Here is a 20,038-nt window from a genome sequence, read left to right as displayed (position 1 = left end):
ACAACCGAACGGAGGGAAGTACCGCGGCTGCCCACCAATACCCCCGAGAGAGGGCTTGAGCGTGCGCCGAAAGGCGGAGCACGTGTCCGAGGTGTCCCGTGGCGGGAGTTGCAGGAAGCCACCGAGGCCAGAGGGCGGGTAAGTGCAACCGGACAGCCCTACATGCGAGCAGTACCGAGCCATCGGCAAATGGTCGTAACCCGGGCCGCGTAAGTGCCCGGGACCCATCAATCCAATGGAGCAACCATGTTCGCGATCTTCCAGCAAAACGGGACTGTCCACTGGACCCCGCATACGATCAAGCAAGGCAAGAAGAAAAGGGTGCCGGCCAGCTCATTCACGCTGGAGTTTGACGCGCCCAATGACATCCTGAACCGCATCGAGCCCGGGCTCAAGGAATCGCTGTATCGCAAGCCACTGCCGAACGAGGGCGATGCGGCCGACCAGGCGGACCCGCGCTTGCAGGAATCCGACTATCTGCCCAAGCTGCGGCACCCCGGCATCACGAACGACCTCGAGCTGCGCGGCGAGTTGATCGGCGCCGCGGTGACCTTCCACCAGGCCACGGGCAAGCGCTCGGATGTCGAGCTGGACGACTGCAAGGTGGACAACTACCGGGTCACCCCGAAAGAGAACGGCATCGTGCGCTGCAAGGTGCGCGTGAATTGCGTGCCGTCCACCAACGGCAAGATGCTCGAGTTCTTCTACGACCATCAGGACCAGGAAGTCACCTTCACCATCACGCCGCCGTCAGCTGACAACCCGGCCCAGGGCAAGCTGGTGGATTTCAACGGCGAGGCAGGCGAGCAGGCGCCGCAAGCGGACCAGCCCAAGGAAGACCCGTTTGCGGGCAGCGACCTCGCCGCCGACCCGACCCAGCGCCCCGAGGGCTGGCCGTTCCCGCCGCAGCCAGGCGAATACCAGGAGGGCGACGAGCCGCCGGTGGATGAGGATGACGACGAGCCCGAGGACGAATCGGAAACCGAGGACGCCGAGGACTGACCATGCAAGCCTACCCGCTCACGTGGCCACACGGCGTCCCGCGCGCCAAGCACCGAGAGGTCGGCGCCTTCAAGACCTCCCTGGCCGGCGCGCTCAAGAACGTGCAGGACGCACTACGCCGGTTCGGCGCCGACAGCCGTATTCCGGTCAAGGACGTCATCCTGTCCTCGAATGTCACGCTCGGCATCGACAGGCCCGAGGACCCGGGCGTGGCTGTGTGGTTCACGTGGGATGGCAATCAGGTCTGCATCCCCGTGGACCGCTATCGGACGCCGGCCGCGAACCTGCAGGCCATTTTCCACATCATCGAGGCGCGGCGCGTGGAGCTGCGGCACGGCACGCTCACGCTGGTGCGCGCGACGTTCCAGGGATTCCGCGCGCTGCCGCCGCCGGCAGAGCATCGGGAATGGTGGGACGTGCTCGAGGTCAAGCGCGACGCCAGCGAAACGGCGATCAAGGCGGCGTACCGCACACTGAGCAGCCGGCATCACCCAGACAGGCCCGGCGGCAGCCACGAGCGCATGGCGGAACTGAACGCGGCGTATCAAGCCGCCTTAGAGGCGACGAAGCCATGACCGAACGACCCATCCTATTCCAGGCTGCCATGGTCCGCGCCATCCTGGACGGCAGGAAGCGCCAGACGCGACGGATCGTGAAGCCGTGCAAGGACCGTGATTTTGGCTGCGAGCTGGCTCCGCACGAGATCGCCGGCGAGGTGAACGCGGGCAACTACCGCAACAGCCGGCACGGTGCGCCTGGCGACCGGTTGTGGGTGCGCGAGTCGTTCTCGCGCCTCGAATCGTTCGACTTCTTCAACCCAGCATGCCCCGACGACGTGCCCGACTTCTGGTACTGGGCCGACGGCGACCCCGAATGGGGCAACTGGACGAAGCCCAAGCCCAGTATCCATATGCCGCGCGAGGCCTGCCGCATCGTGCTCGAGATCACAGGCCTGCGGGTCGAGAAATTGCAGGACATCAGCCAGGACGATGCCGTGGCCGAGGGATGCGACGACATCCGCGACATGCAGCCTAGGCCTGGTCGGATCATGTACGAAGGCGGTCCGCGCGCTGCATATCAGGTGTTGTGGGAGTCGATCAACGGCTCCGGCAGCTGGGCGGCCAATCCATGGGTGTGGGTGGTGGAGTTCTGGAGGATCGAAGGATGATCGAACCCAAGCGCCTAACCCCCGAGGAACTCGCCAGGTTGAACGCCATCGTCGCCAAGGCGCAGGAACAGCGCACCCAGAACGAACACGGCCCGAACTATGGCGAGGTGGTCGAAACGCCTCAAGGCGTGGCCTTCGTCACGCTGGACCCGATGCCCTGCGACGGCCACGACATCGACGACGAGTGGATGTGCTGCCGCAAGTGCGGGCTGAGCATCTGGCGGATGGGCGATGAATAGCCGCCCCGTAGCCGCGCTCTTCGTCCGCGCCGACAGCATCTACAAGACCATGCCGGGCGTGGACTGCTACGACATCGAGCGGGATGCACTCACGTGGCCGGGTGGGTGTCCGGTGGTGGCGCATCCGCCATGTCGCGGCTGGGGGAAGCTTTTCTACTTCGCCAAGCCCGCGCCGGGCGAGCTGGACCTGGGGCCCTGGGCGGCGCAACAGGTCCGCACCTATGGCGGCGTCTTGGAGCACCCGAAGGATTCGAAGCTATGGGAGGCCGCTGGCCTGCCGCGGCCTGGCCAAGTTGATGCCTGGGGCGGCTGGACGCTGCCCATCTCGCAGCACTGGTGGGGGCATCGCGCGGAGAAGCTGACGTGGCTGTACATCGTCGGTTGCACGCCAGCGGATATGCCGCTCATCCCGTTGCACCTGGGACGCGCCACGCATGTCATTGCCCAATCGCGCGCGCGGCGCAAAGACGGCGTGCGGTTGCGCAAAGGCATGGAGGGATGGCGGCCAGAGGTAACCCGTGCCGAGCGCGAAGCCACGCCCCCCCCATTGGCCGAATGGCTGGTCGAGGTCGCCCGCCGCTGCATCGTCCCCGTGAGGCAGGCTGCATGACCGACGACACCTACATCCCCACCGCCTGCTTAGCCGACGCCCGCAAGGTGCTGGCCGCGCAGGATCCCGAGATATCGCGGCTGGCCAGCAAGTGGCCGGCTGCCCAATGGCGCGCCGCGGTGAAGCAGGCGCAGCAGGAGGCCGAGAATGTCCACCACAGCCTGTGACGATCAGTTCAACGATCCGCCCATCGAGACCAGCGAGGCCGAGGCGCGGCCGTATGTGCCCGGTCCCGTGCAGGAGTTCATTGAGGCCGCTGGCGGCAAGGTCATCGACGGCGGTGTGCTACCGGACGGTTCGGGCTTCGCGGTGGCATCCATGCCGCTGCCCAAGGACCACTGGCTGACGCAACCGGGCTTCAACACACCACCCATGCCCATGAGGATGGGGGCCGGCGCGGAGCGTGAGCGCTTGGCAGAAATGCTGCGTGCCGCCGGTCGCTACGCCGTACGCTGCGCCACCATGAACGGCCAGGACGAAGACTTTGACCCAGACGCCCTGGTGCAGAACCTTGTTGTCGGGGCGCTCGGCTACTGGACCGACGATGGGCTTAGCGGCGACTCGTGGGCGAACCCCGACCCGGTGCCGCCGCTGTTTTGTCCGGGGGCCCATCTTGCCGCTGCAGCGGTGGCGGCGGCGCCGCTGGCCGGATCGCCGCAAAGGAGGGGAGAATGAACACCGCGTTCCTGCTCATGGCGCAATACGGGGCCAAGGCCATCATTCCGCTCGACGTGGTGGCCCGCGACTATTTCGACCTCGCGCCGGAAAAGCTTCAGCGCAAAATCAACGCGGGCGATATCGCGTTGCCGCTGGTGCGGATGGAGGGCACATCGCAGAAGACAGCCCGGGGCGTGCATATAGACGATCTGGCCCGCTACATCGACGCTCGGGCGGAGGCTGCACGCAAGGAGTGCCAGCAGCTCAATGAGTAGCCGGCGTGCTTCATTTTTGCTACATGGGAAGGCCCGCCATCGCGCGGGCCTTATTTCATCAGGGTTTTCGGCCCGCGATGCTTCCAATCGATCATGGGCGCGACACACAGCGCCCAGCCGCCAAGTCGTTGATTTGAAAGCATAATGCCGCAATCATAACCCGCCGTGCGGCTTAACCGATATCATTGCCGTCACGTCCAGACCCGGAGATCTCCTTCATGCGCAAGCAATTCCTTGCCGCCACGCTGTTGCTGGCCGCCTCGGCGGGCACGGCCTACGCCGCCAATCTCAGCTTCCTGAACCAGTCCATCCTGGTGCGTATTCCCAAGGCCCAGGCCCCCGCGTTCTCGACCGAGGTGGGACGCGTCCTGAACGACGTGGCCGATGGCCAGCAGGCGACCTGGACCAGCAAGGCCGAGCGGTCGCGCCAGGTGCCCGTCAGCGTCACGCTGGCGCCGAAGAACACCACTCGCACCAGCAAGGGCCAGACCTGCCGCTTCCTGGCGGCCGACGTCGCGCAGGGAACGGCGAAGGAGAACTGGGGGTTCTGGTTCTGCAAGCAGGAGAACGGCGCCTGGCGCGCGAGCGGGATGTAGGCCGGCAAAGCGAATGCCGCGGCGCCTGCGCGCCGCTATTCCAGCTTGAGTCCCAGCCGCTTGATCACCCCGCCCCAGCGGCGCGTGTCGGTCTCGATGCGCGCCGCCATCTCGGCTGGCGAGCCGCCCGTGGCGTCCCAGCCCTGCGCCGCCAGCTTGGCCCGCACCGGGGCCGACCGCAGGATGGCGTTGATCTCTTTCGCCAGCATGGCCGCCACCGGCGCCGGCGTGGCGCGCGGCGCGTAGGCGCCTATCCACAGCTCCGCGGCAAAGCCCGGCAGGCCCGCGGCCTGGGCGACGGTCGGCACCCCCGGCGCCAGCGGCGAAGGCTGCGCCGACGTGACGCCCAGTACGCGCACCTTGCCCGCCTTGGCCTGTTCGATGGCCCCCGAGGGCGCCATGAACCCCGCCTGGATCTGTCCGCTCATCACGGCCATGGTGACCTGCGGGAAGCCCTGGTAGGGGACGTGCATCATCCGGATGCCGGTTTCCTGCGCGAACAGTTCGCCCGTCAGGTGCGAGCCCGAACCCACACCCACCGACCCGTACGAGATCTCCTTGTGGTGGGCGCGCGCGTCGTCCACCAGCTCGCGCAGCGTGGCATAGGGCAGCTTGGGATCGATGACCAGGATCTGCGGGCTGACCGCGGCCAGGGACAGCGGCTGCAGGTCCCGGGCGACGTCGTAGGGCAGGTTGGGATAGAGCAGGGCCGAGGTGGTCAGCGGACCGTGGGCGGTCACGCCGAAGGTATGGCCGTCGGTGGCGCGCGCCACCAGGTCGACGCCGATGTTGCCGGCGGCGCCGGGTTTGTTCTCGACGATGACCGGCTTGCCCAGCTTCTGCGACAGCGGCTCGGCGATCAGTCGGGCCACGGTGTCGGGCGAGGTCCCGGCGGGAAAGCCCACGATGAGCTTGACCGGCTGGGTGGGCCAGGGGGCGTCGGCGCCGCGCGCCATTCCCGTGGCGGGCAGGCCCCCCGACAGGACGGCGAAGGCGAACAGCGTGCGCCGACGCGGCGCGGAACGGTGCGAAAGGCAGGGCATGGGGTGTCTCCTGTTCTTGGATGGATGAAGGACGGGCGGGGATCTCAGGTTTCCAGGGCCACGGCGGGGGGCAGGACCTGGGCCATGCGGCGTATGCCCGCTTCGGCGGCCTCGCCCAGTTCGAACTCGAAATTGCCGAGCAGCGCGCGCAGCGCCGCGGGCGCCGAGGCCACGCCGTGGCGCGCGCAATGGCGTTCGATGGCCAGGTCCGGTTGGCTGGCATATCGGGACAAGGAGGCCGCCAGGCCGGCGCGCAGCGGTTCCAGCGCGTCGTCCGCCAGGTCCCGGCGGCGTACCCACACCGCCGAGACCACCGGGGTGCCTTGCCACTCCCACCATTCCCGCCCGAGGTCGTGGACGTGTGGGAAACGTCCACGCGCCGCTTCCTCGACAGCCTGGTCCTGGATCAGCAATCGGGGCATGGATGGGTCGGCGGGCAGACCGCGCCGCCAGCGGCCGATGCGCAGCCCGTACTTGTCGGCCAGGATGGCATGCAGCACCCGCAGCGACGTGGCAGTCTCGTCGCAGATCGCGATGTCCGCGCCGTCCAGCTCATGGATGGGGCGCGGCGAGAACAGCAGCACGCTGCCCGCGCGCTCGCGGTAGGCCAGGCCCAGCCCGCCCAGGCGCGGCCATTGGTCGCCGCGCGCCAGCCAGTCCACGGTGGCCATGGGCGTGGCGTCCAGCAGGCCGGCATCCGCCATGGCCAGGACCGTGCTGGAGACGCACGGAACGCGCCGGACGGGCCAGTCCTCGCTGCCGACGTAGAACGGGATCCAGGGCACCGACTGGAAATGCCCGACGCGCAGGCCGGCCTCACGCATAGTGGACGTAGGCGTAGCCGCGATGCATCAGCCGCTGGCCGCCCTGATAGTCCGCGGGCGAGGCCGAGTGCAGCGAGGCGCGGTTGTCCCAGAAGACCAGGTCGCCGACCTGCCATTTGTGGCGGTAGACCGCCTCGGGGCGGGTCGCGTGGGCGACCAGTTCGGCGGACAGCCGCTGCGCTTCCTCGTCGGAATAGCCGCTGATGCCCCGGACCAGGGTCGGGCTGATGAAATACAGCGGGCGGCCGGTTACCGGATGGCGCTGCACCAGGTCGTGTTCCCGATCGGGCCACTTGGCGCGGTCGGCTGCCGACAGGGGCCGGGCCGAGCCGGGGTTGCGGGCCAAGAGATAGTCGTTGTGCTGGTTGAAGTTGTGGACCACGGTCCTGCCGTCGATGCGGGCCTTCAGGTCCGCCGGCAGCGTGTCGTAGGCCCTGCCCATGCTGGCGAACAGAGTGTCGCCGCCGATTTGCGGCGTCATCACGCAGTACAGCATCGTGACCCCGTCGACGTGCTGGTCGCTGGCCGTGTCGCTGTGCCACAGGTTGCCGTAGCGGTCCAGGAAGGCCGACGGCGTGCCGTCGGGATGCCGGGTGTTGCCCACGCGGCCGATCTCGGGCGTGCCCGGCACGTGGAACTCCTTGCGCTGCGAGATCTTGGGCGTGCCGAAGCGGCGCAGCAGCCCGGCCTGCGCGGGCGCGGCCAGCGATTGCCCGCGCACGACGACGACGGAATGGCGGTGATAAGCGTCCAGCAGCGACTGGAACTGCTCGTCGTCCAGGGGTTGGCTGAGGTCGCAACCCAGGACTTCCACTCCCACGTCGGGGTGGAGGGGGCGCAAGGCAAGCGGCATGGCGGGGTCTCCGGAAAAGTTCTTGACGTGCCGCCACCTTAATCCTCATTCTATTTCTATAGAATCCACCAAAAAGCGCGATCATTGTTCGCGAAAACAGAGAGGTCATGGACACCATCGTCAATTTCCGGACCTTCATCGCCGTGGCGCAGGCCGGCAGCTTCTCCAAGGCGGCGCGCCAGTTGGGCATCGCCGCCTCCGTGGTGACCAAGCGCATCGACCAGCTCGAATGGCGCGCCCGAACCCGGTTGTTCGAGCGCAGCACCCGCCGCCTGGCCCTGACCGACGAAGGCCAGCGCCTGCTACCCGTGGCCCGGCGTATCGTCCACGACGTCGAAGACGCGTTCGGCAGCGCGCTGGGCCATGCGCACGAACTGGAGGGCCACCTGCGCATCAAGGTGCCGACGTCGTTGACCGCCACGTGCCTGGGCGATGCGCTGGGGCGTTTCCTGGAGGTCCATCCCAAGCTCAGCATGGACGTGGTGGTGATCGACCGGCCCGTGAACCCTATCCAGGAAGGCTTCGACATCGTGGTCGGCATGCTGCCGGCCTCGTACGACGGCGTGCTCGAGGCCGGACTGTGCCCGCTGCCGCGCATGGCGGTGGCGGCGCCGTCCTATCTGGCCGCGCGCGGCCGTCCCGCCCATCCCACGGATCTGGCGCGGCACGCACTATTGAATTTCCAGCCCACGGGGCCGGTCTGGACTTTCCAGGGGCCGAACGGGCCGATCGCGGTCGAGGTGACGCCGCGCCTGAGCACCAACGACGGACACGTGTTGCTCAATTCGGTGCTGCGGGGCAATGGCATCACGATCCTGTCGGCCTACATCGTCGACGGCGCGCTGGGCCGGGGCGAACTGGTCCGGGTGCTGGAGGACTTCGCCATTCCCGAATACTGGATCCGGGCCCTGGTGCCCCACAGCCGGGCCCACCTGGGCCGGGTGCAGGCCCTGCTGTCCTGGCTCAGGAATGAATTCACGCCGCTGCCGCCCTGGGCGCGGCACGAAAGTTGCGGCTTGCCGGCCTTCTCGTGAAGGAGTTCGCCATGCCGAATCATCCCGCTTCCCCGCCCAGTCCCCGCCAGGCGGACGACCAGCCGCGCGAGCAGCAGCGCAGCCATGGCGATACGCAGAATCGCACCAAGAAGGACGGGCATACCGACCAGATCGGGACCGGCGGCAACCAGACCTCGCAGCGCCAGCGCGGCGGCGGCGCCAGGCGCACCGGGCCGTAGGCTTAGGGCAGGACCTTGCCCGGGTTCATCAGGCCGTCGGGATCCAGCGCCTGCTTGATCCGGCGCATCAGGTCCAGGGCCACCGCGCTCTTGTAGCGGGCCAGTTCGCCGCGCTTGAGCTGGCCGATGCCGTGTTCCGCGCTGATCGACCCGCCGTGCGCGTGCACGCTGTCGTGCACCAGGCGATAGATCTCGTCCTGGCGCAGCAGGAAGTCGGGCTCGGCCATGGCGGGCGGCCGGCTGACGTTGTAGTGCAGGTTGCCGTCGCCCAGGTGGCCGAAGGTGATGTGGCGCACGCCGGGGATGGCCGCCTGCAGCAGCGCGTCGGTCGCGGCCACGAAGGCGGGGATGCGAGAGGCCGGGACCGAGATGTCGTGCTTGATGTTCTTGCCCTCCCAGGACTGGGCGGCCGAGATGCTTTCGCGCAGGTGCCACAGCGCACGGCTTTGCGCGAGGCTGGCCGCAACCGCGGCGTCCTGGGCCAGGCCCTGCTCCAGCGCCCGCTGCAGGACCGCGTGAAAGCGTTCCTGGGCGTGTTCGGCGCTTTCGCTGTCGGATACCTCTAGCAGCGCGTACCAGGGCGTGGGGCCGAGCGGCAGTTTCTGGTCGGGGAAGGCGCGCGTCACCACGTCCAGGCTGGCATGCGACATGACTTCGAAGCCGGTCAGCGCCGCGCCGAATCCCGAGCGGGCCAGGGCCAGCAGCGCGACCGCGGTTTCCAGCGAGGGCAGGGCGACCAGGGCCGTGCATTGCGCCACGGGCAGGGGATAGAGCCGCAGGGTGGCGGCGGTGATGATGCCGAGCGTGCCTTCGCTGCCTATGTACAGGTCGCGCAGGTCGTAGCCGGTGTTGTCCTTGCGCAGGCCGCGCAGGCCGTCCCAGATCTCGCCCTGGGCGGTGACCACTTCCAGCCCCAGGGCCAGTTCGCGTGCGTTGCCGTAGCGCAGGACCTGGGTGCCGCCGGCATTGGTGGCCAGGTTGCCTCCCACCGTGCAGCTGCCTTCCGAGGCCAGGCTGAGCGGGTAGAGACGGCCGGCCTCGCGCGCCCAGTCCTGTACCGCCTGGAGCACGCAGCCGGCTTCGACGGTGATGGTGTCGTCGTCGATGTCGAGGGCGCGCAGCCGGTCCAGGCGCCGCGTCGACACGACCACCGCGCGGCCTCCGGCGTCGGGCGTGGCGCCACCCGCCAGACCGGTGTTGCCGCCTTGAGGGACGATGGGAACGGCGTGGCGGCGGCACAGGCGCACGACGCGCGCGACCTCGTCGGTCGTGCCGGGGCGGACGACCGCCAGCGCGGCGCCGGTATAGCGGCCGCGCCAGTCGGTCAGGAAGGGCGCGGCGTCCGGCCCGGTCAAGACCTGGCCGGCCCCCAGCAGGTTCGTGAGCTCGGTCAGCAGGTCCATGCCGGTGTCTCCTTGGCGGCGGTCAGCCCGCCTGTTTGTCCGCCGCCTTGGCGGCCTTGCGGGCGGCCTGCGCGGCGCGCTTGGCCGGGCGCACGTACAGGATGGCGCACCAGAAGAAGACCGTGGTCAGCGCGACCTCGGCCCAGGCCACGTGCGCGGACGGAGCTGGATCGGTGGTCGCGCGCACCACGCCTTCCATGAAATACAGCAGGATCAGCATCGATGCCCATTGGTAGGTGTACAGGTTGCCGCGCAGCACGCCGCGCAGCGGCAGCAGCAGCGGCAATGCCTTGAGCGCCAGCAGCGAGCCGGGCCGCAGGGGCGCCAGCACGGTTTCCCAGGCGATGCACAGCACGATCAGGGCCAGCAGCGAGATCGAGGCGACCAGGCGCAGCCGCGGGTTGAGGTCGACGGAGGGAGCGTTCATCGGGTGCGGGCCTGCCGGCCGGTGTGGAGTTCGAGGGCGGTGCGGGCCAGGCGCGTGCCCAGGGCTTCGGCCAGTTGGGTTTCGTCGCGCTGCATGGGCAGGCTGTTGTCGACCCCGGCCACGTGCGAGGCGCCATAGGGCGAGCCGCCATGGCGCGTGGCCATCAGCGCGGGCTCGGTGAAGGGCAGGCCCACCAGCAGCATGCCGTGATGAAGCAGCGGCAGCATCATGCTGAGCAGCGTGCTTTCCTGGCCGCCGTGCATGGAGCCGGTGGACGTGAAGACCGCTGCCGGCTTGCCCGCCAGGCTTCCCGCCAGCCACTGCTGGGTGGTATGGTCGATGAAGTGCTTCATGGGCGCGGCCATGTTGCCGAAGCGGGTGGGCGATCCCAGCGCCAGGCCCGCGCATTCTTCCAGGTCCGCCGGTTCGACGTAGGGAGGACCGCTGTCGGGAATGGCGGGGGCCGTGGCCTCGCACACGGCCGAGACCGGCGGAACCGTGCGCAGCCGTGCCCGCGCGCCGGGTACGCGTTCCACGCCCAGCGCGATGTGCTCGGCCAACTGGCGTGTCGCGCCGTGCCGGCTGTAGTACAAGATCAGAATATCCATAGGTCCGTATTATCTCTCGACATGGTCCAGAAAGCTCCCGCGCCCGCTACTTCTTCCACGCCGCCACCGCCTTCGGGCGCCGCTTCCATCCAGGCGCGCGCGATCGCGCTGCGCCGCAGCCTGCTCGCCAACGAATCCTGGCCCGTGCGCGTGGGGCGGCTCCTGCGGTTCGCATTGCAGCGCGCGGCCGACGAGCGCATCACCCAGGTCGCCTCCAGCCTGACCTTCACCTCGGTGCTGTCGATGGTGCCGCTGCTGGCGGTGGCGCTGGCCCTGTTTACCGCGTTTCCGCTGTTCCGCGAGTTCCAGGGCGCGCTGGAGGCGTTCCTGATCAGCAACCTGATGCCGCCGGCGGTGGCGGACAACATCATGGAATACCTGAACCAGTTCGCGCAGAAGGCGAGCCGGCTGACCGCCGTGGGCGGCATCTTCCTGATGATCACGGCCGTCTCGCTGATGCTGACCATCGACAAGGCGCTGAACGAGATCTGGCACGTGCGCAAGGGCAGGCCGCTGCCGCAGCGGGTGCTGATCTACTGGGCCACGCTCACGCTGGGGCCGGTGCTGATCGGCGCCAGCCTGTGGGCCACGTCCTTCCTGGCGCGCGAATCCATGGGCCTGGTGGGCGACGTGCCGGCGCCCATCGGCGTGCTGCTGTCCTTCATTCCGCTGATATTGACGGGCCTGGCCTTCGGCGCGCTGTTCATGGTGGTGCCCAACCGGCACGTCGAGGCACGCGACGCGATGACGGGCGGTTTCGCGGCGGCCATCGTGCTGGAAATCATGAAGTCCGGCTTCGCGTTCTACCTGACGCGCTTTCCCACCTACACCGTGCTGTACGGCGCCTTCGCCACGCTGCCTATCTTCCTGATGTGGATCTACCTGTCGTGGCTGGTGACCTTGTTCGGCGCCACGCTGGCGGCCAGCCTGCCGCTGATCCGGATGGGACGCTGGGAGACCGTCCGGCGCCCGGGGCGGCCGTTCGTGGATGCCTTGTCCATCCTGCGCGCGTTGTCCTCGGTGCGCGACCGCAATCCACCGGGCCTGAGCACCTTGGCGCTGCGCAGCAGGCTGAACCTGCATCACGACGAATTGATGGTGGTGCTCGACACCTTGTCCAGCATCGGCTACATCGCCCGCATCGGCGATGCCGGCGCCGCCCGCGAACGCTGGGCCATGGTCTGCGATCCCACCGTGGCCACCCTGGCGCCCGTGGTGGACCGGCTGCTGCTGGACCGGGCGCCGCTGGCCGACGACCCGATGTTGCTGCACGCGGTGAACGCCGCCTGGGAAAGCGGCTCGGTCACCATCGCCGAGGCCCTGAAACAGCGCCCCGAGGATGTCGAGGCGGAACTGGCCCTGGATCGAGAGCTGGAACTGGAGCCGGACCGGGAGGAACAGGAAGCCGAGGCCGGCGAAGAGGCGGCCGAGGGCGTCCAGGAGGAGCGGCTGCGCCGCCTGCGCGCGTCCTGACCCGGTGCGGCCTGCGCCCGCCGCGCCGTCATTCCAGCCGCCAGTACACGCCGCCCATGCCGCAGCGCATGGGTACCGACGGCACGTAGAACACCGTTTCCGCCCGGGCGTTGCCGCATACCGCGGCCGCGCCCATGGCGACCACCCAGGCCAGCAGTTCCCCCGCGCCGCCATCCCCGCCCGTCAGCAGTTTCTCGAAGGTCAGCTCGCGCTTGACCCGGTCGGCGTTGCCTTCCTCCATCAGCGCCAGGAACCAGCGGTCGAATTCCTCGTGCACCGTGAAGTAGTCCTTGCCGCCGGGATCGTGCGAGAGACCGCCCGTGCCCATGATCACCACTCGTTCGTCGGACGGGAAGGCCTGGACGATGCGCGCGATGGTTTCGCCCACGGCATAGCAGTGCGCCGCGGTCGGCACCGGCGGCACGATGGGGTTCATGTGGATGGGGACGAAACGCACGTCGTAGCGCGGGAACAGGAACTTGAGCGGCACCGACCAGTTGTCGTCGAACAACAGTTTGTCGGCGAACGCGTGGTTGATGCCCGCCTTGGCCGATTCGCGCACCAGTGCGCGGCCCAGGTCGCGGTGGCCGCGCACCGTGTAGTCCGGTACGTTCAGCCAGTCGCGGAACCAGGGCGCGGGGCCGGCCCATTGTTCGCCTATGCCCACGCAGAAGTCGGGAATGTTGTCGAGCGAGAAATTCAACAGGTGGTCGTTGGCGATGCCTATGACCACGTCGGGCCGCACTTCGTCCATCAGTTTCTGGAACTGCGCGTAGCCGGCCAGGACGCCGTCCTGCTCGTGCTGGGGCGCCTTGTCTATCCAGCCGGTGACGCCGGGGGCGTGGGCCACGCCCAGGGTTGCGACGATCTTTGCCATGTTCTTCTCCGGATCAGTCCTGCGACGCGATGCCCATCTTCTCGGCGTACAGGCGCGCCGCGTCGCTGTCGTTGTGGTTGCGCGAGCCGCCCTTGAAAAGCCGCGATATCTGCGGCAGGAAATAGGGATGCACGCCCATGGCGCCCAGCGCCTCGATGTCCATGTCGCGCCAGGCGCGCTTTTCTTCTTCCGAAAGGGCGTATGCGGTCATGGATGCCTCGATGTCCTGCTTGAACGCGAGGTATTTCTGCTCGTCGCGCCGCAGTTCGAACACCATGCGGTTCGATGGCAGGGTCTTGTCGGTGTCTCGGATTCCCATGTCGGCTCCTTGTTCGTTGGAAACGATAAGTCGTTCATTCGGCCGCGGCAACGTTGAGCCAGCGGTCGAGCGTCTCGGGCGATGCCCGCAGCGCCGCGCTCGAGGACTGATGCACGATGCGGCCGCGGTCCAGGATGATGGCGGTCGAGGCCATGGCCAGGGCGATGACCGGATGCTGCTCGACCACGATCGTGGTCATGCCTTCCTGCGTGTGCAGCGCGATGATGGCGGCGCCAAGCTCCTCGACGACGATGGGCGCCAGGCCCTCCATGGGTTCGTCCAGCAGGAGCAGGCGCGGGTTGGTCATGAGCGCGCGGCCCACGGCCAGCATCTGTTGTTCTCCGCCGGACAGCTCGTTGCCCAGGTTGGCGCGCCGCTCGCGCAGCCGCGGGAACAGGCCGTAGACCCGGTCCAGCGTCCATGGGCCGCGGCATGCGACCACGGTCAGGTTCTCCTCGACGGTCAGCGACGCGAACACCTCGCGCTCCTGCGGCACCCAGCCCAGGCCGGCGCGAGACCGCTGGCAGGCGTCCAGCCTGGCGATGTCGCGGCCCTGCCAGAGAATGCGCCCGCCCGTCAGGCGCGTGTTGCCCATCAGGGTTTCGAGCAGGGTGGTCTTGCCCACGCCATTGCGTCCGAGCACCGCCAGGCTGTCGCCGGCGCCCAGGCAGAACGAGAGATCGTCCAGCACCATCGCGTCGCCGTAGCCGGCGCGCACGTGCTCCAGTTGCAGCAGGCTGTCCGTCGCATTCATGCGGATGCCGCCTCCAGGGGGGCCGCCTGGCCGAGATAGGCCTCGCGCACGCGGGGGTCGCGGGCGATGTCGCCGGGTAGCCCGGTGGCGATGAGGCGGCCGGCGACGAGCACCGAAATGCGCTGCGCGAAGCGGAAGACGAGGTTCATGTCGTGTTCGATCAGAAGGATGGCGATGTCCTGGGGCAGTCGATCCAGGACCGCGAAGACATGGCGGCTGTCGGCCGCCGAGACGCCGGCAGCCGGTTCGTCCAGCAGCAGCACCTTGGGCTTGCGCGCCAGCGCGAGCGCGATTTCCACCAGCCGCTGCCTGCCGTAGGCGAGCTGCCGGGTGGGCCGATGCGCGTCCTGCGCCAGGCCGATGCGCTCGAGCAGTTCCCAGGCCTCGCCGGCCGCCGGCTCATGCCGGCGCAGCGACCCGAACAGCGAGCGGACGGCTCCGGTGCGCGCCAGCACGACCAGCGTGACCGCCTCCAGCACGGTCATGTCCAGGAACAGCGTATTGATCTGGAAGGTGCGCACCAGCCCCAGGTCCACCCGTTTGTCGGGCGGCGCCGCGGTCACGTCCGCGCCGTCCAGCAGGACGCGGCCCGAGGTCGGGCGCAGCATGCCGGTCAGCAGGTTGATGAAGGTCGTCTTGCCCGCGCCGTTCGGGCCGATCAGCGCATGCCGGTCGCCGGGAGCGAGCGACAGGTTCACATGGTCGGTCGCCACCAGCGCGCCGAAGCGCTTGCACAGGTCGACGGTCTGTATCATTGTTGCGCCTCCTTGTGCGCCAGGCGCCGGGCCAGCCGCGCGGCGGTGCCCATGATGCCGCCGCGGGCAAAGAAGATGGTGAGCACCAGCAGCAGGCCCAGCCAGAAATGCCAGTAGGCGGGGCTGATGCCGGACAGCAGGTCGCGGCCCACGACGAATACCAGCGCGCCGATGAAGCCGCCGTACAGGTAGCCCACGCCGCCCAGCGCGGCGATGATCAGGATGTCGGCCGACCGCCCGAAACCGAGCGCATCGATGGTGATGAACTGCGTGATCTGCGTCGTCAGCGCGCCCGCGACGCCCGCCACCGCCGCCGAGGCGACGTAGGAGATCGCCAGGGTGCGGCCGTCGTCGATGCCCACGGCCAGCGCGCGCCGGCGGTTCATGCGCGTGGCATGCAGGGACAGGCCATAGGGCGAATTGACCAGCCTGCGCACGAGGTAGAGCGTGACGAAGGCTACGATGGCCGCGTATGCGTAGGCGGTCGATCCCATGAGGTCGAACGGGAAGAGGCCGAGCAGCGGCGCGAACTCGATGCCTTGCAGGCCATCGATGCCGCCGGTGATCGCGGTGGCCTTGTTGGCGGCCTCGTACAGCACGAGGCCGATGGCCAGCGTCACCATGAGCCGGCTCAGGTCGGTGCCCCGCACGACCAGCCGGCTGCCGAGCGCGCCCGCGCATGCCGTGACGGCGGCGGCGATGGCCAGCGCCGAGACCGGTTCGTGCCAGCCGTACTTGCCGAGCCAGCCGGCGGTGAACGCGCCCACGCCGAAGAACGCGGCATGTCCCAGGGTGACGATGCCCGCGTAGCCCAGCAGCATGTCGAGCGACAGCGCGAAGATGCCGGTTACCAGTACTTGCGCGCCCAGGCTGCGGTGATCGGGAAAGACGAAGAAGGCCGCGACGACGAGCGTCCAGAACACGAGCTCGGGCACGCGCCAGCGCGAGCGGTCCAGCAGGGGGCGCAGCGGGCTGCCGTTCATGCGGCCCTCCTGCGCGCGAAGAGGCTGTAGAGGCCTTGCGGCCGGTACAGCAGGACCAGCGCCATGAGCACGTAGATCATGAAGGCCCCGAACTCGGGGACGTAGTATTTGCTGCCGATGTCGCAGATGCCCAGCAGCATGGCGGCGAAGAAGGTGCCGTTGACCGAGCCGGCGCCGCCCAGTACCACCACGAGCAGGCACAGCACCAGCGTGCGCGTGGCGAAGGCCGGATCCAGGCCCAGCACCTCGGCCCCGAGCGCGCCGCCCAGCGCCGCGAGCCCGCTGCCGATCGCGAAGGCGATCATGAATACGCGCTTGACCGGTATGCCCATCGCGGCCGCGATGCGCTGGTTGTCGACCGAGGCGCGGATCATCGCGCCCAGGCGGGTCGAGTCGAGTCCCCAGTTCAGCAGGGCGAGCAGGGCCAGGCCCGTGCCGAGCAGCATCAGCCGGTACTTGGAGACGCTGAGATCGCCCAGGTACCAGCGGCCGTCCAGGTACTCGGGCACCCGCACCGCCTGTTGCGACGGCCCCCAGAAATAGTGGACGATGCCGCCGGCCATCAGCATCAGGCCGAAGGTCAGGAGGCTCTGGTCGAGCGCCGTGGCGCGATAAAAGGGCGCATAGACCACGCGTTCCAGCACCAGGCTGGCCAGGGCGATCGCCGCCACGACCACCGCCACCGACGCGAAGAACGGCCAGGCCAACTGGTTGACCAGCGTGACGAGGAAATAGCCGCCGAACATGGCGACGGCGGTGTGCGCGAGGTTGACGAAACCCATCAACCCCAGCGTGATGGACAATCCGAGCGCGATCACGAACAGCATGGCGCCGTACGACGTTCCATCGATGATCACGCCGACGAAGTCGGTCAGCATGCGGACTCCTTTGGCTAGCGGGCCTTGACGGCCTCGATCTTGTCGAACTCGACGTTGTAGAGCTCGCCTCCGACCTTCTGGACTTTGCGGATGTAGATGTCTTGCACGATGTCGCGCGTGGCGGGGTCGATCGAGATCGGGCCGCGCGGGCTGTCGAGCTTGAGTCCTTTCATCGCCGCGACGAGCTTGTCGCCGTCGGTATCGCCGCCGGTTTTCTTGACCGCGGCGTAGATGACGGCCATGGCGTCATAGGCGCCCACTCCGATGAAGTTGGGCCGCTTGCGTCCCTGATCCTGGACCGCCTTGACGAAGCCGCGGTTCAGGTCGGAGTCGTGCGCGGCCGAGTAGTGGTGGGCGGTGACGGTATCCAGCGCGACGTCGCCGATGGCCGGCAGCGAGTCGTCGTCGACCAGGTCGCCCGTGCCGATCAGGCGAATGCCCGCTTGCTTGAAACCGCGTTCGTTGTACGCCTTCATGAAGGCGATGGCGGCTTCGCTGCCCGGCACGAACACGAAGATGGCGTCGGCGCGCGCGTCGCGGGCCCGTTGCAGGAAGGGCGCGAATTCCATGCTGCTGACGGGCATGCGTATTTCGCCCGCCATCTGGCCGCCGGCGGCGGTGAACGCATCCTTGAAGGCCTGCGCGGCGTCGTGCCCGGGGCCGTAGTCGGACACCAGCGAGAATACGCGCTTGATGCCGTTCCTGGCCGCCCAGGTGGCCATGGGCGCCGACGTCTGTCCGAGCGTGAACGCGGTGCGCACGATATAGGGGGATTTCTCGGTGACGATGGCCGTGGCCGCGAGCGCGATCATCGGCGTCTTGGCCGCGGTGGCGATGGGCGCGGCGGCCAGCGCGTTGGGGGTGAAGTTGAAGCCCACCAGCGCGTCGACCTTGTCGCGGGTGACCAGTTCCTGCGCGTAGCGGCGCGCGTTCTCGGGCGAGATGCCGCCGGTGTCGCGCAGGATGAGCTCGACCTTGCGGCCAGCCACGGTGTCGCCGTTGAGCTTCATGTAGGCGCGCATCGCGCTTTCGATGGACTGCCCGGCGGAGGCATAGGTGCCGGAGAACTCGGTGACGACGCCGATCTTCAAGGGCTTGTCGGCGGCATGCGCAGGGCCGTGCGCGGCCGCGGCGGCCAGGGCGCATGATGCGAGGCAAGAGCGAAGACGCAGTTTCATGATTCGGGCTACTCCTTTATTCAGGTGTGGGCGCGGGAAGCGGCGCCGCGGTTGCGAAGGCCGATCTGTTCGAACATCGCCGCCAGCAGCGGGCCGTCGGGCCGGTTGAGCTCGTCGATGATGGAAAAATGGTCATGGCCCGGCATGGGCATGAAGCGCGAGGGGTAGCCCGCGGCGGCCCATGCCCGCGCATAGCCGGCGGACTGCTCGACGAATTCGGGCAACTCCTTTTCCCCCACGGCGCAGACCAGGGGACAGGCCACGCGAGGCAGGTGCAGGAGAGGGCTGTTGCGCGCGGCGCTTTCCGCATCCAGGCGCAACCACTCGTTCATCAGCGATCGGGCCATGGGCCGCATGTCGAAGATACCGCTTACCGTCGTGATGCCCTTGACGAGGTCGGCCGGCAGGCCGTGCGCCGCCCAGTCGGTGGCCGCCGCCATGCCGGCCAGATGGCCGCCCGCGGAGTTGCCGCAAAGGAAGATGCGGCCGGGATCGCCGCCGAAGGAGGCCGCGTGGCGATGGACCCAGGCCACGCCCTTGCGTACCGCCGCGACCATGTCGTCCACGCTCGCGGCGGGCGCCAGGGGATATTCCATGGAGACCCAGATGGCGCCCGCCGGCCCGAAGGTATCGGCGGGAAAGCCGCGGTCCGATTTGCTCGATCCTTTCCAGGCGCCGCCGTGCAGGTAGATCACCACGGGCGCGTGGGGAGCGTCCGCCAGATAGACGTCCAGCGTGTGCGCGACTCCTTCGCCGTAGGCAAGGTCGAGCCGGGTCGGCCGTCGCTCGCGCGTGAGCCGGCTGGCTTCGGCGTAGCGCTGCAGGTGGGTGCGGAAATCGGGGACCGTGGCCTCGATGTCGTAGAGTGCGGGGCGTTCGTTCATGCGGATCTCGTGGTGACGCGGTTCGAAGAAAAATTCGCGGGGGCGAGCCAATCGCCGGGGCTGTGCAGCCGGGCGGACAAGCCCTGCTGGAAGTGGTAGCGCGCGAAGGCCTGCAGCACCTCCCGGTTGGCATCCAGGCCGTACGGCCAGTAGTCCTCGCCCATCAGGTCCACCGTGCGCTGGTATTCCGCCACGACCCAGGGCAGGGTGGCGGCCAGCTGGCAGACGTCCCGGAGGTCCTGGAGCGCCATGCGCCGGGCGGCCTCGAAGCCTTGGCAGATCGCCTGGGCCAGCCAGGGATGGCGCTCGTGCAGGTCGCGCCGCAGTCCCAGCACATGCATGATGGGAAAGAAGCCGGTGCGCCGGTAGTAGTCCTGCTCGACCCGTTGATGATCGGGGAACAACCGGGCCACGTCGTCCTGCCCGGGGCCGAAGCAGGACGGCACTTTGGCGCCGACGACCGCGTCGATCTCTCCACGGGCCAGCATGCCGGACAAGTCCTGGTCCGGCAGGGCCAGGATGGAGACGCCCGGGACGGCGGTGGTGGTGGCCGGCCCCGGTTCGCCCGCTTCCATGGCGGCCTCCATCCACTGCATCTCGTGGGGCTGGACGCCGTGGTCGTGGGCCAGAAAAGCCCGGATCCAGACGTTGGCCGTCGTCTTGTAGTCCGGCGTTCCGATGGTCCTGCCGCGCAGCTCGGCCGGCGAGCGGATGCCGCGGCCCGCATGGACATAGATGCCGCTGTGGCGAAAGGCGCGCGAGGGAAAGATCGGCAGCGCGACATAGGCCGGGTTCCCGGCATCCAGCGAGCGCAGGTAGCCGCTCAAGGACAGCTCGGTCAGGTCGAACTCGGCCGCCTTCGCGCGCGCGAAGGCGGCCTCGGGGTGCAGCGTCGTCGCCCGCAGGTCGACGCCTTCGATGGCGACCCGCCCGTCGATCAGCGGCCGCGTCCGGTCATAGGCGGCGCAGGCAAGCGTCAGCGTCAGCATGGTCTGAGC

At 68.5% G+C, this 20,038-nt stretch carries 27 protein-coding genes; 12 read left to right on the top strand and 15 right to left on the bottom strand.

All coding sequences use genetic code 11. From position 1 onward, the window contains the following. The first annotated feature begins 246 nt into the window (after positions 1-246). The 9 genes from R4823_RS16740 (at position 247) to R4823_RS16700 (ending at position 4,547) form a co-directional block, all read left to right on the top strand. Positions 247-1,002, top strand: coding sequence for a hypothetical protein (locus tag R4823_RS16740; protein WP_338615498.1), 756 nt, complete (start codon positions 247-249; stop codon positions 1,000-1,002). A 2-nt stretch (positions 1,003-1,004) separates the two neighbouring features. Continuing rightward, positions 1,005-1,577 carry a J domain-containing protein gene (locus tag R4823_RS16735; protein WP_338615497.1) on the top strand — a complete coding sequence of 191 codons (573 nt, stop codon included), beginning with the start codon at positions 1,005-1,007 and terminating at the stop codon, positions 1,575-1,577. Then, positions 1,574-2,170 (top strand): hypothetical protein, encoded by a 597-nt coding sequence (locus R4823_RS16730; protein ID WP_338615495.1) that lies wholly within the window; start codon positions 1,574-1,576, stop codon positions 2,168-2,170. The genes R4823_RS16735 and R4823_RS16730 overlap by 4 nt, the downstream gene beginning before the upstream one ends. Continuing rightward, positions 2,167-2,409, top strand: coding sequence for a hypothetical protein (locus R4823_RS16725; protein WP_338615494.1), 243 nt, complete (start codon positions 2,167-2,169; stop codon positions 2,407-2,409). Before R4823_RS16730 ends, R4823_RS16725 begins: the two co-directional genes overlap by 4 nt. Continuing rightward, entirely contained in the window at positions 2,402-3,019 is a 618-nt protein-coding gene (locus tag R4823_RS16720) for a hypothetical protein (RefSeq protein ID WP_338615492.1), read from the top strand. Before R4823_RS16725 ends, R4823_RS16720 begins: the two co-directional genes overlap by 8 nt. Next, the gene (locus tag R4823_RS16715; RefSeq protein WP_338615490.1) at positions 3,016-3,186 is read left to right on the top strand and encodes a hypothetical protein; all 171 of its coding nucleotides are present in this window, start codon (positions 3,016-3,018) and stop codon (positions 3,184-3,186) included. Before R4823_RS16720 ends, R4823_RS16715 begins: the two co-directional genes overlap by 4 nt. Continuing rightward, the gene (locus tag R4823_RS16710; protein WP_338615489.1) at positions 3,167-3,694 is read left to right on the top strand and encodes a hypothetical protein; all 528 of its coding nucleotides are present in this window, start codon (positions 3,167-3,169) and stop codon (positions 3,692-3,694) included. The genes R4823_RS16715 and R4823_RS16710 overlap by 20 nt, the downstream gene beginning before the upstream one ends. After that, the gene (locus R4823_RS16705) at positions 3,691-3,951 is read left to right on the top strand and encodes a pyocin activator PrtN family protein (RefSeq protein WP_338615488.1); all 261 of its coding nucleotides are present in this window, start codon (positions 3,691-3,693) and stop codon (positions 3,949-3,951) included. The genes R4823_RS16710 and R4823_RS16705 overlap by 4 nt, the downstream gene beginning before the upstream one ends. 218 nt (positions 3,952-4,169) lie before the next feature. After that, entirely contained in the window at positions 4,170-4,547 is a 378-nt protein-coding gene (locus tag R4823_RS16700) for a hypothetical protein (protein ID WP_338615487.1), read from the top strand. A 35-nt stretch (positions 4,548-4,582) separates the two neighbouring features. Here R4823_RS16700 and R4823_RS16695 read toward each other — a convergent pair whose 3' ends face one another. The 3 genes from R4823_RS16695 to R4823_RS16685 are packed head-to-tail and all read right to left on the bottom strand — an operon-like array spanning position 4,583 to position 7,267. Beyond that, positions 4,583-5,590, bottom strand: a complete 1,008-nt coding sequence (locus R4823_RS16695; protein WP_338615486.1) for a tripartite tricarboxylate transporter substrate binding protein — start codon at positions 5,588-5,590, stop codon at positions 4,583-4,585. Positions 5,591-5,634: 44 nt separating this feature from the next. Further along, complete coding sequence (locus tag R4823_RS16690; RefSeq protein WP_338615485.1) at positions 5,635-6,414, bottom strand: MqnA/MqnD/SBP family protein; 780 nt, start codon at positions 6,412-6,414, stop codon at positions 5,635-5,637. Continuing rightward, positions 6,407-7,267, bottom strand: a complete 861-nt coding sequence (locus R4823_RS16685; RefSeq protein WP_087839192.1) for a TauD/TfdA family dioxygenase — start codon at positions 7,265-7,267, stop codon at positions 6,407-6,409. Before R4823_RS16685 ends, R4823_RS16690 begins: the two co-directional genes overlap by 8 nt. Before the next feature lie 107 nt (positions 7,268-7,374). Between R4823_RS16685 and R4823_RS16680 the strand changes: the two genes are divergently transcribed. Further along, positions 7,375-8,301 (top strand): LysR family transcriptional regulator, encoded by a 927-nt coding sequence (locus R4823_RS16680; protein WP_087839193.1) that lies wholly within the window; start codon positions 7,375-7,377, stop codon positions 8,299-8,301. Between the two features lie 11 nt (positions 8,302-8,312). Next, the gene (locus tag R4823_RS16675; protein WP_087839227.1) at positions 8,313-8,501 is read left to right on the top strand and encodes a hypothetical protein; all 189 of its coding nucleotides are present in this window, start codon (positions 8,313-8,315) and stop codon (positions 8,499-8,501) included. A gap of 2 nt (positions 8,502-8,503) precedes the next feature. On the opposite strand, the gene R4823_RS16670 is transcribed toward R4823_RS16675, so the two are convergent. Genes R4823_RS16670 through wrbA form a run of 3 tightly spaced genes read right to left on the bottom strand, consistent with a single transcriptional unit; the run spans position 8,504 to position 10,939 of the window. Next, positions 8,504-9,904, bottom strand: coding sequence for an FAD-binding oxidoreductase (locus R4823_RS16670; protein WP_087839194.1), 1,401 nt, complete (start codon positions 9,902-9,904; stop codon positions 8,504-8,506). A gap of 22 nt (positions 9,905-9,926) precedes the next feature. Beyond that, a complete protein-coding gene (locus R4823_RS16665; protein ID WP_087839195.1) occupies positions 9,927-10,331 on the bottom strand; it encodes a DUF2069 domain-containing protein in 405 nt (134 codons plus the stop codon). Beyond that, positions 10,328-10,939 (bottom strand): NAD(P)H:quinone oxidoreductase, encoded by a 612-nt coding sequence (gene wrbA, locus R4823_RS16660; RefSeq protein ID WP_087839196.1) that lies wholly within the window; start codon positions 10,937-10,939, stop codon positions 10,328-10,330. The genes R4823_RS16665 and wrbA overlap by 4 nt, the downstream gene beginning before the upstream one ends. 21 nt (positions 10,940-10,960) lie before the next feature. Between wrbA and R4823_RS16655 the strand changes: the two genes are divergently transcribed. Further along, positions 10,961-12,412, top strand: coding sequence for a YihY family inner membrane protein (locus R4823_RS16655; RefSeq protein WP_087839197.1), 1,452 nt, complete (start codon positions 10,961-10,963; stop codon positions 12,410-12,412). Between the two features lie 28 nt (positions 12,413-12,440). On the opposite strand, the gene R4823_RS16650 is transcribed toward R4823_RS16655, so the two are convergent. From R4823_RS16650 to R4823_RS16610, 9 genes are read right to left on the bottom strand one after another with little or no spacing between them, the layout of a single operon-like run. Beyond that, the gene (locus R4823_RS16650; protein ID WP_087839198.1) at positions 12,441-13,289 is read right to left on the bottom strand and encodes a hypothetical protein; all 849 of its coding nucleotides are present in this window, start codon (positions 13,287-13,289) and stop codon (positions 12,441-12,443) included. A 13-nt stretch (positions 13,290-13,302) separates the two neighbouring features. Continuing rightward, positions 13,303-13,608 carry a hypothetical protein gene (locus tag R4823_RS16645; RefSeq protein ID WP_087839199.1) on the bottom strand — a complete coding sequence of 102 codons (306 nt, stop codon included), beginning with the start codon at positions 13,606-13,608 and terminating at the stop codon, positions 13,303-13,305. Positions 13,609-13,642: 34 nt separating this feature from the next. Next, on the bottom strand, positions 13,643-14,362 hold the full coding sequence (locus R4823_RS16640; RefSeq protein WP_087839200.1) for an ABC transporter ATP-binding protein: 720 nt from the start codon (positions 14,360-14,362) through the stop codon (positions 13,643-13,645). Next, the gene (locus tag R4823_RS16635; RefSeq protein ID WP_087839201.1) at positions 14,359-15,117 is read right to left on the bottom strand and encodes an ABC transporter ATP-binding protein; all 759 of its coding nucleotides are present in this window, start codon (positions 15,115-15,117) and stop codon (positions 14,359-14,361) included. Before R4823_RS16635 ends, R4823_RS16640 begins: the two co-directional genes overlap by 4 nt. After that, on the bottom strand, positions 15,114-16,100 hold the full coding sequence (locus R4823_RS16630; protein WP_087839202.1) for a branched-chain amino acid ABC transporter permease: 987 nt from the start codon (positions 16,098-16,100) through the stop codon (positions 15,114-15,116). Before R4823_RS16630 ends, R4823_RS16635 begins: the two co-directional genes overlap by 4 nt. After that, positions 16,097-16,975 carry a branched-chain amino acid ABC transporter permease gene (locus R4823_RS16625; RefSeq protein ID WP_165963299.1) on the bottom strand — a complete coding sequence of 293 codons (879 nt, stop codon included), beginning with the start codon at positions 16,973-16,975 and terminating at the stop codon, positions 16,097-16,099. The genes R4823_RS16630 and R4823_RS16625 overlap by 4 nt, the downstream gene beginning before the upstream one ends. Before the next feature lie 17 nt (positions 16,976-16,992). Further along, positions 16,993-18,156, bottom strand: coding sequence for an ABC transporter substrate-binding protein (locus R4823_RS16620; protein ID WP_338615480.1), 1,164 nt, complete (start codon positions 18,154-18,156; stop codon positions 16,993-16,995). A 20-nt stretch (positions 18,157-18,176) separates the two neighbouring features. Continuing rightward, the gene (locus tag R4823_RS16615) at positions 18,177-19,040 is read right to left on the bottom strand and encodes an alpha/beta hydrolase (protein WP_338615479.1); all 864 of its coding nucleotides are present in this window, start codon (positions 19,038-19,040) and stop codon (positions 18,177-18,179) included. Then, entirely contained in the window at positions 19,037-20,029 is a 993-nt protein-coding gene (locus R4823_RS16610) for an ABC transporter substrate-binding protein (RefSeq protein ID WP_338615477.1), read from the bottom strand. Before R4823_RS16610 ends, R4823_RS16615 begins: the two co-directional genes overlap by 4 nt. Between the last annotated feature and the right edge of the window lie 9 nt (positions 20,030-20,038).

The organism is Pigmentiphaga sp. CHJ604 (assembly GCF_036972535.1).
Classification (GTDB): Bacteria; Pseudomonadota; Gammaproteobacteria; order Burkholderiales; family Burkholderiaceae_B; genus Pigmentiphaga; species Pigmentiphaga daeguensis.
This window is presented reverse-complemented; position numbering and strand designations above follow the sequence as displayed.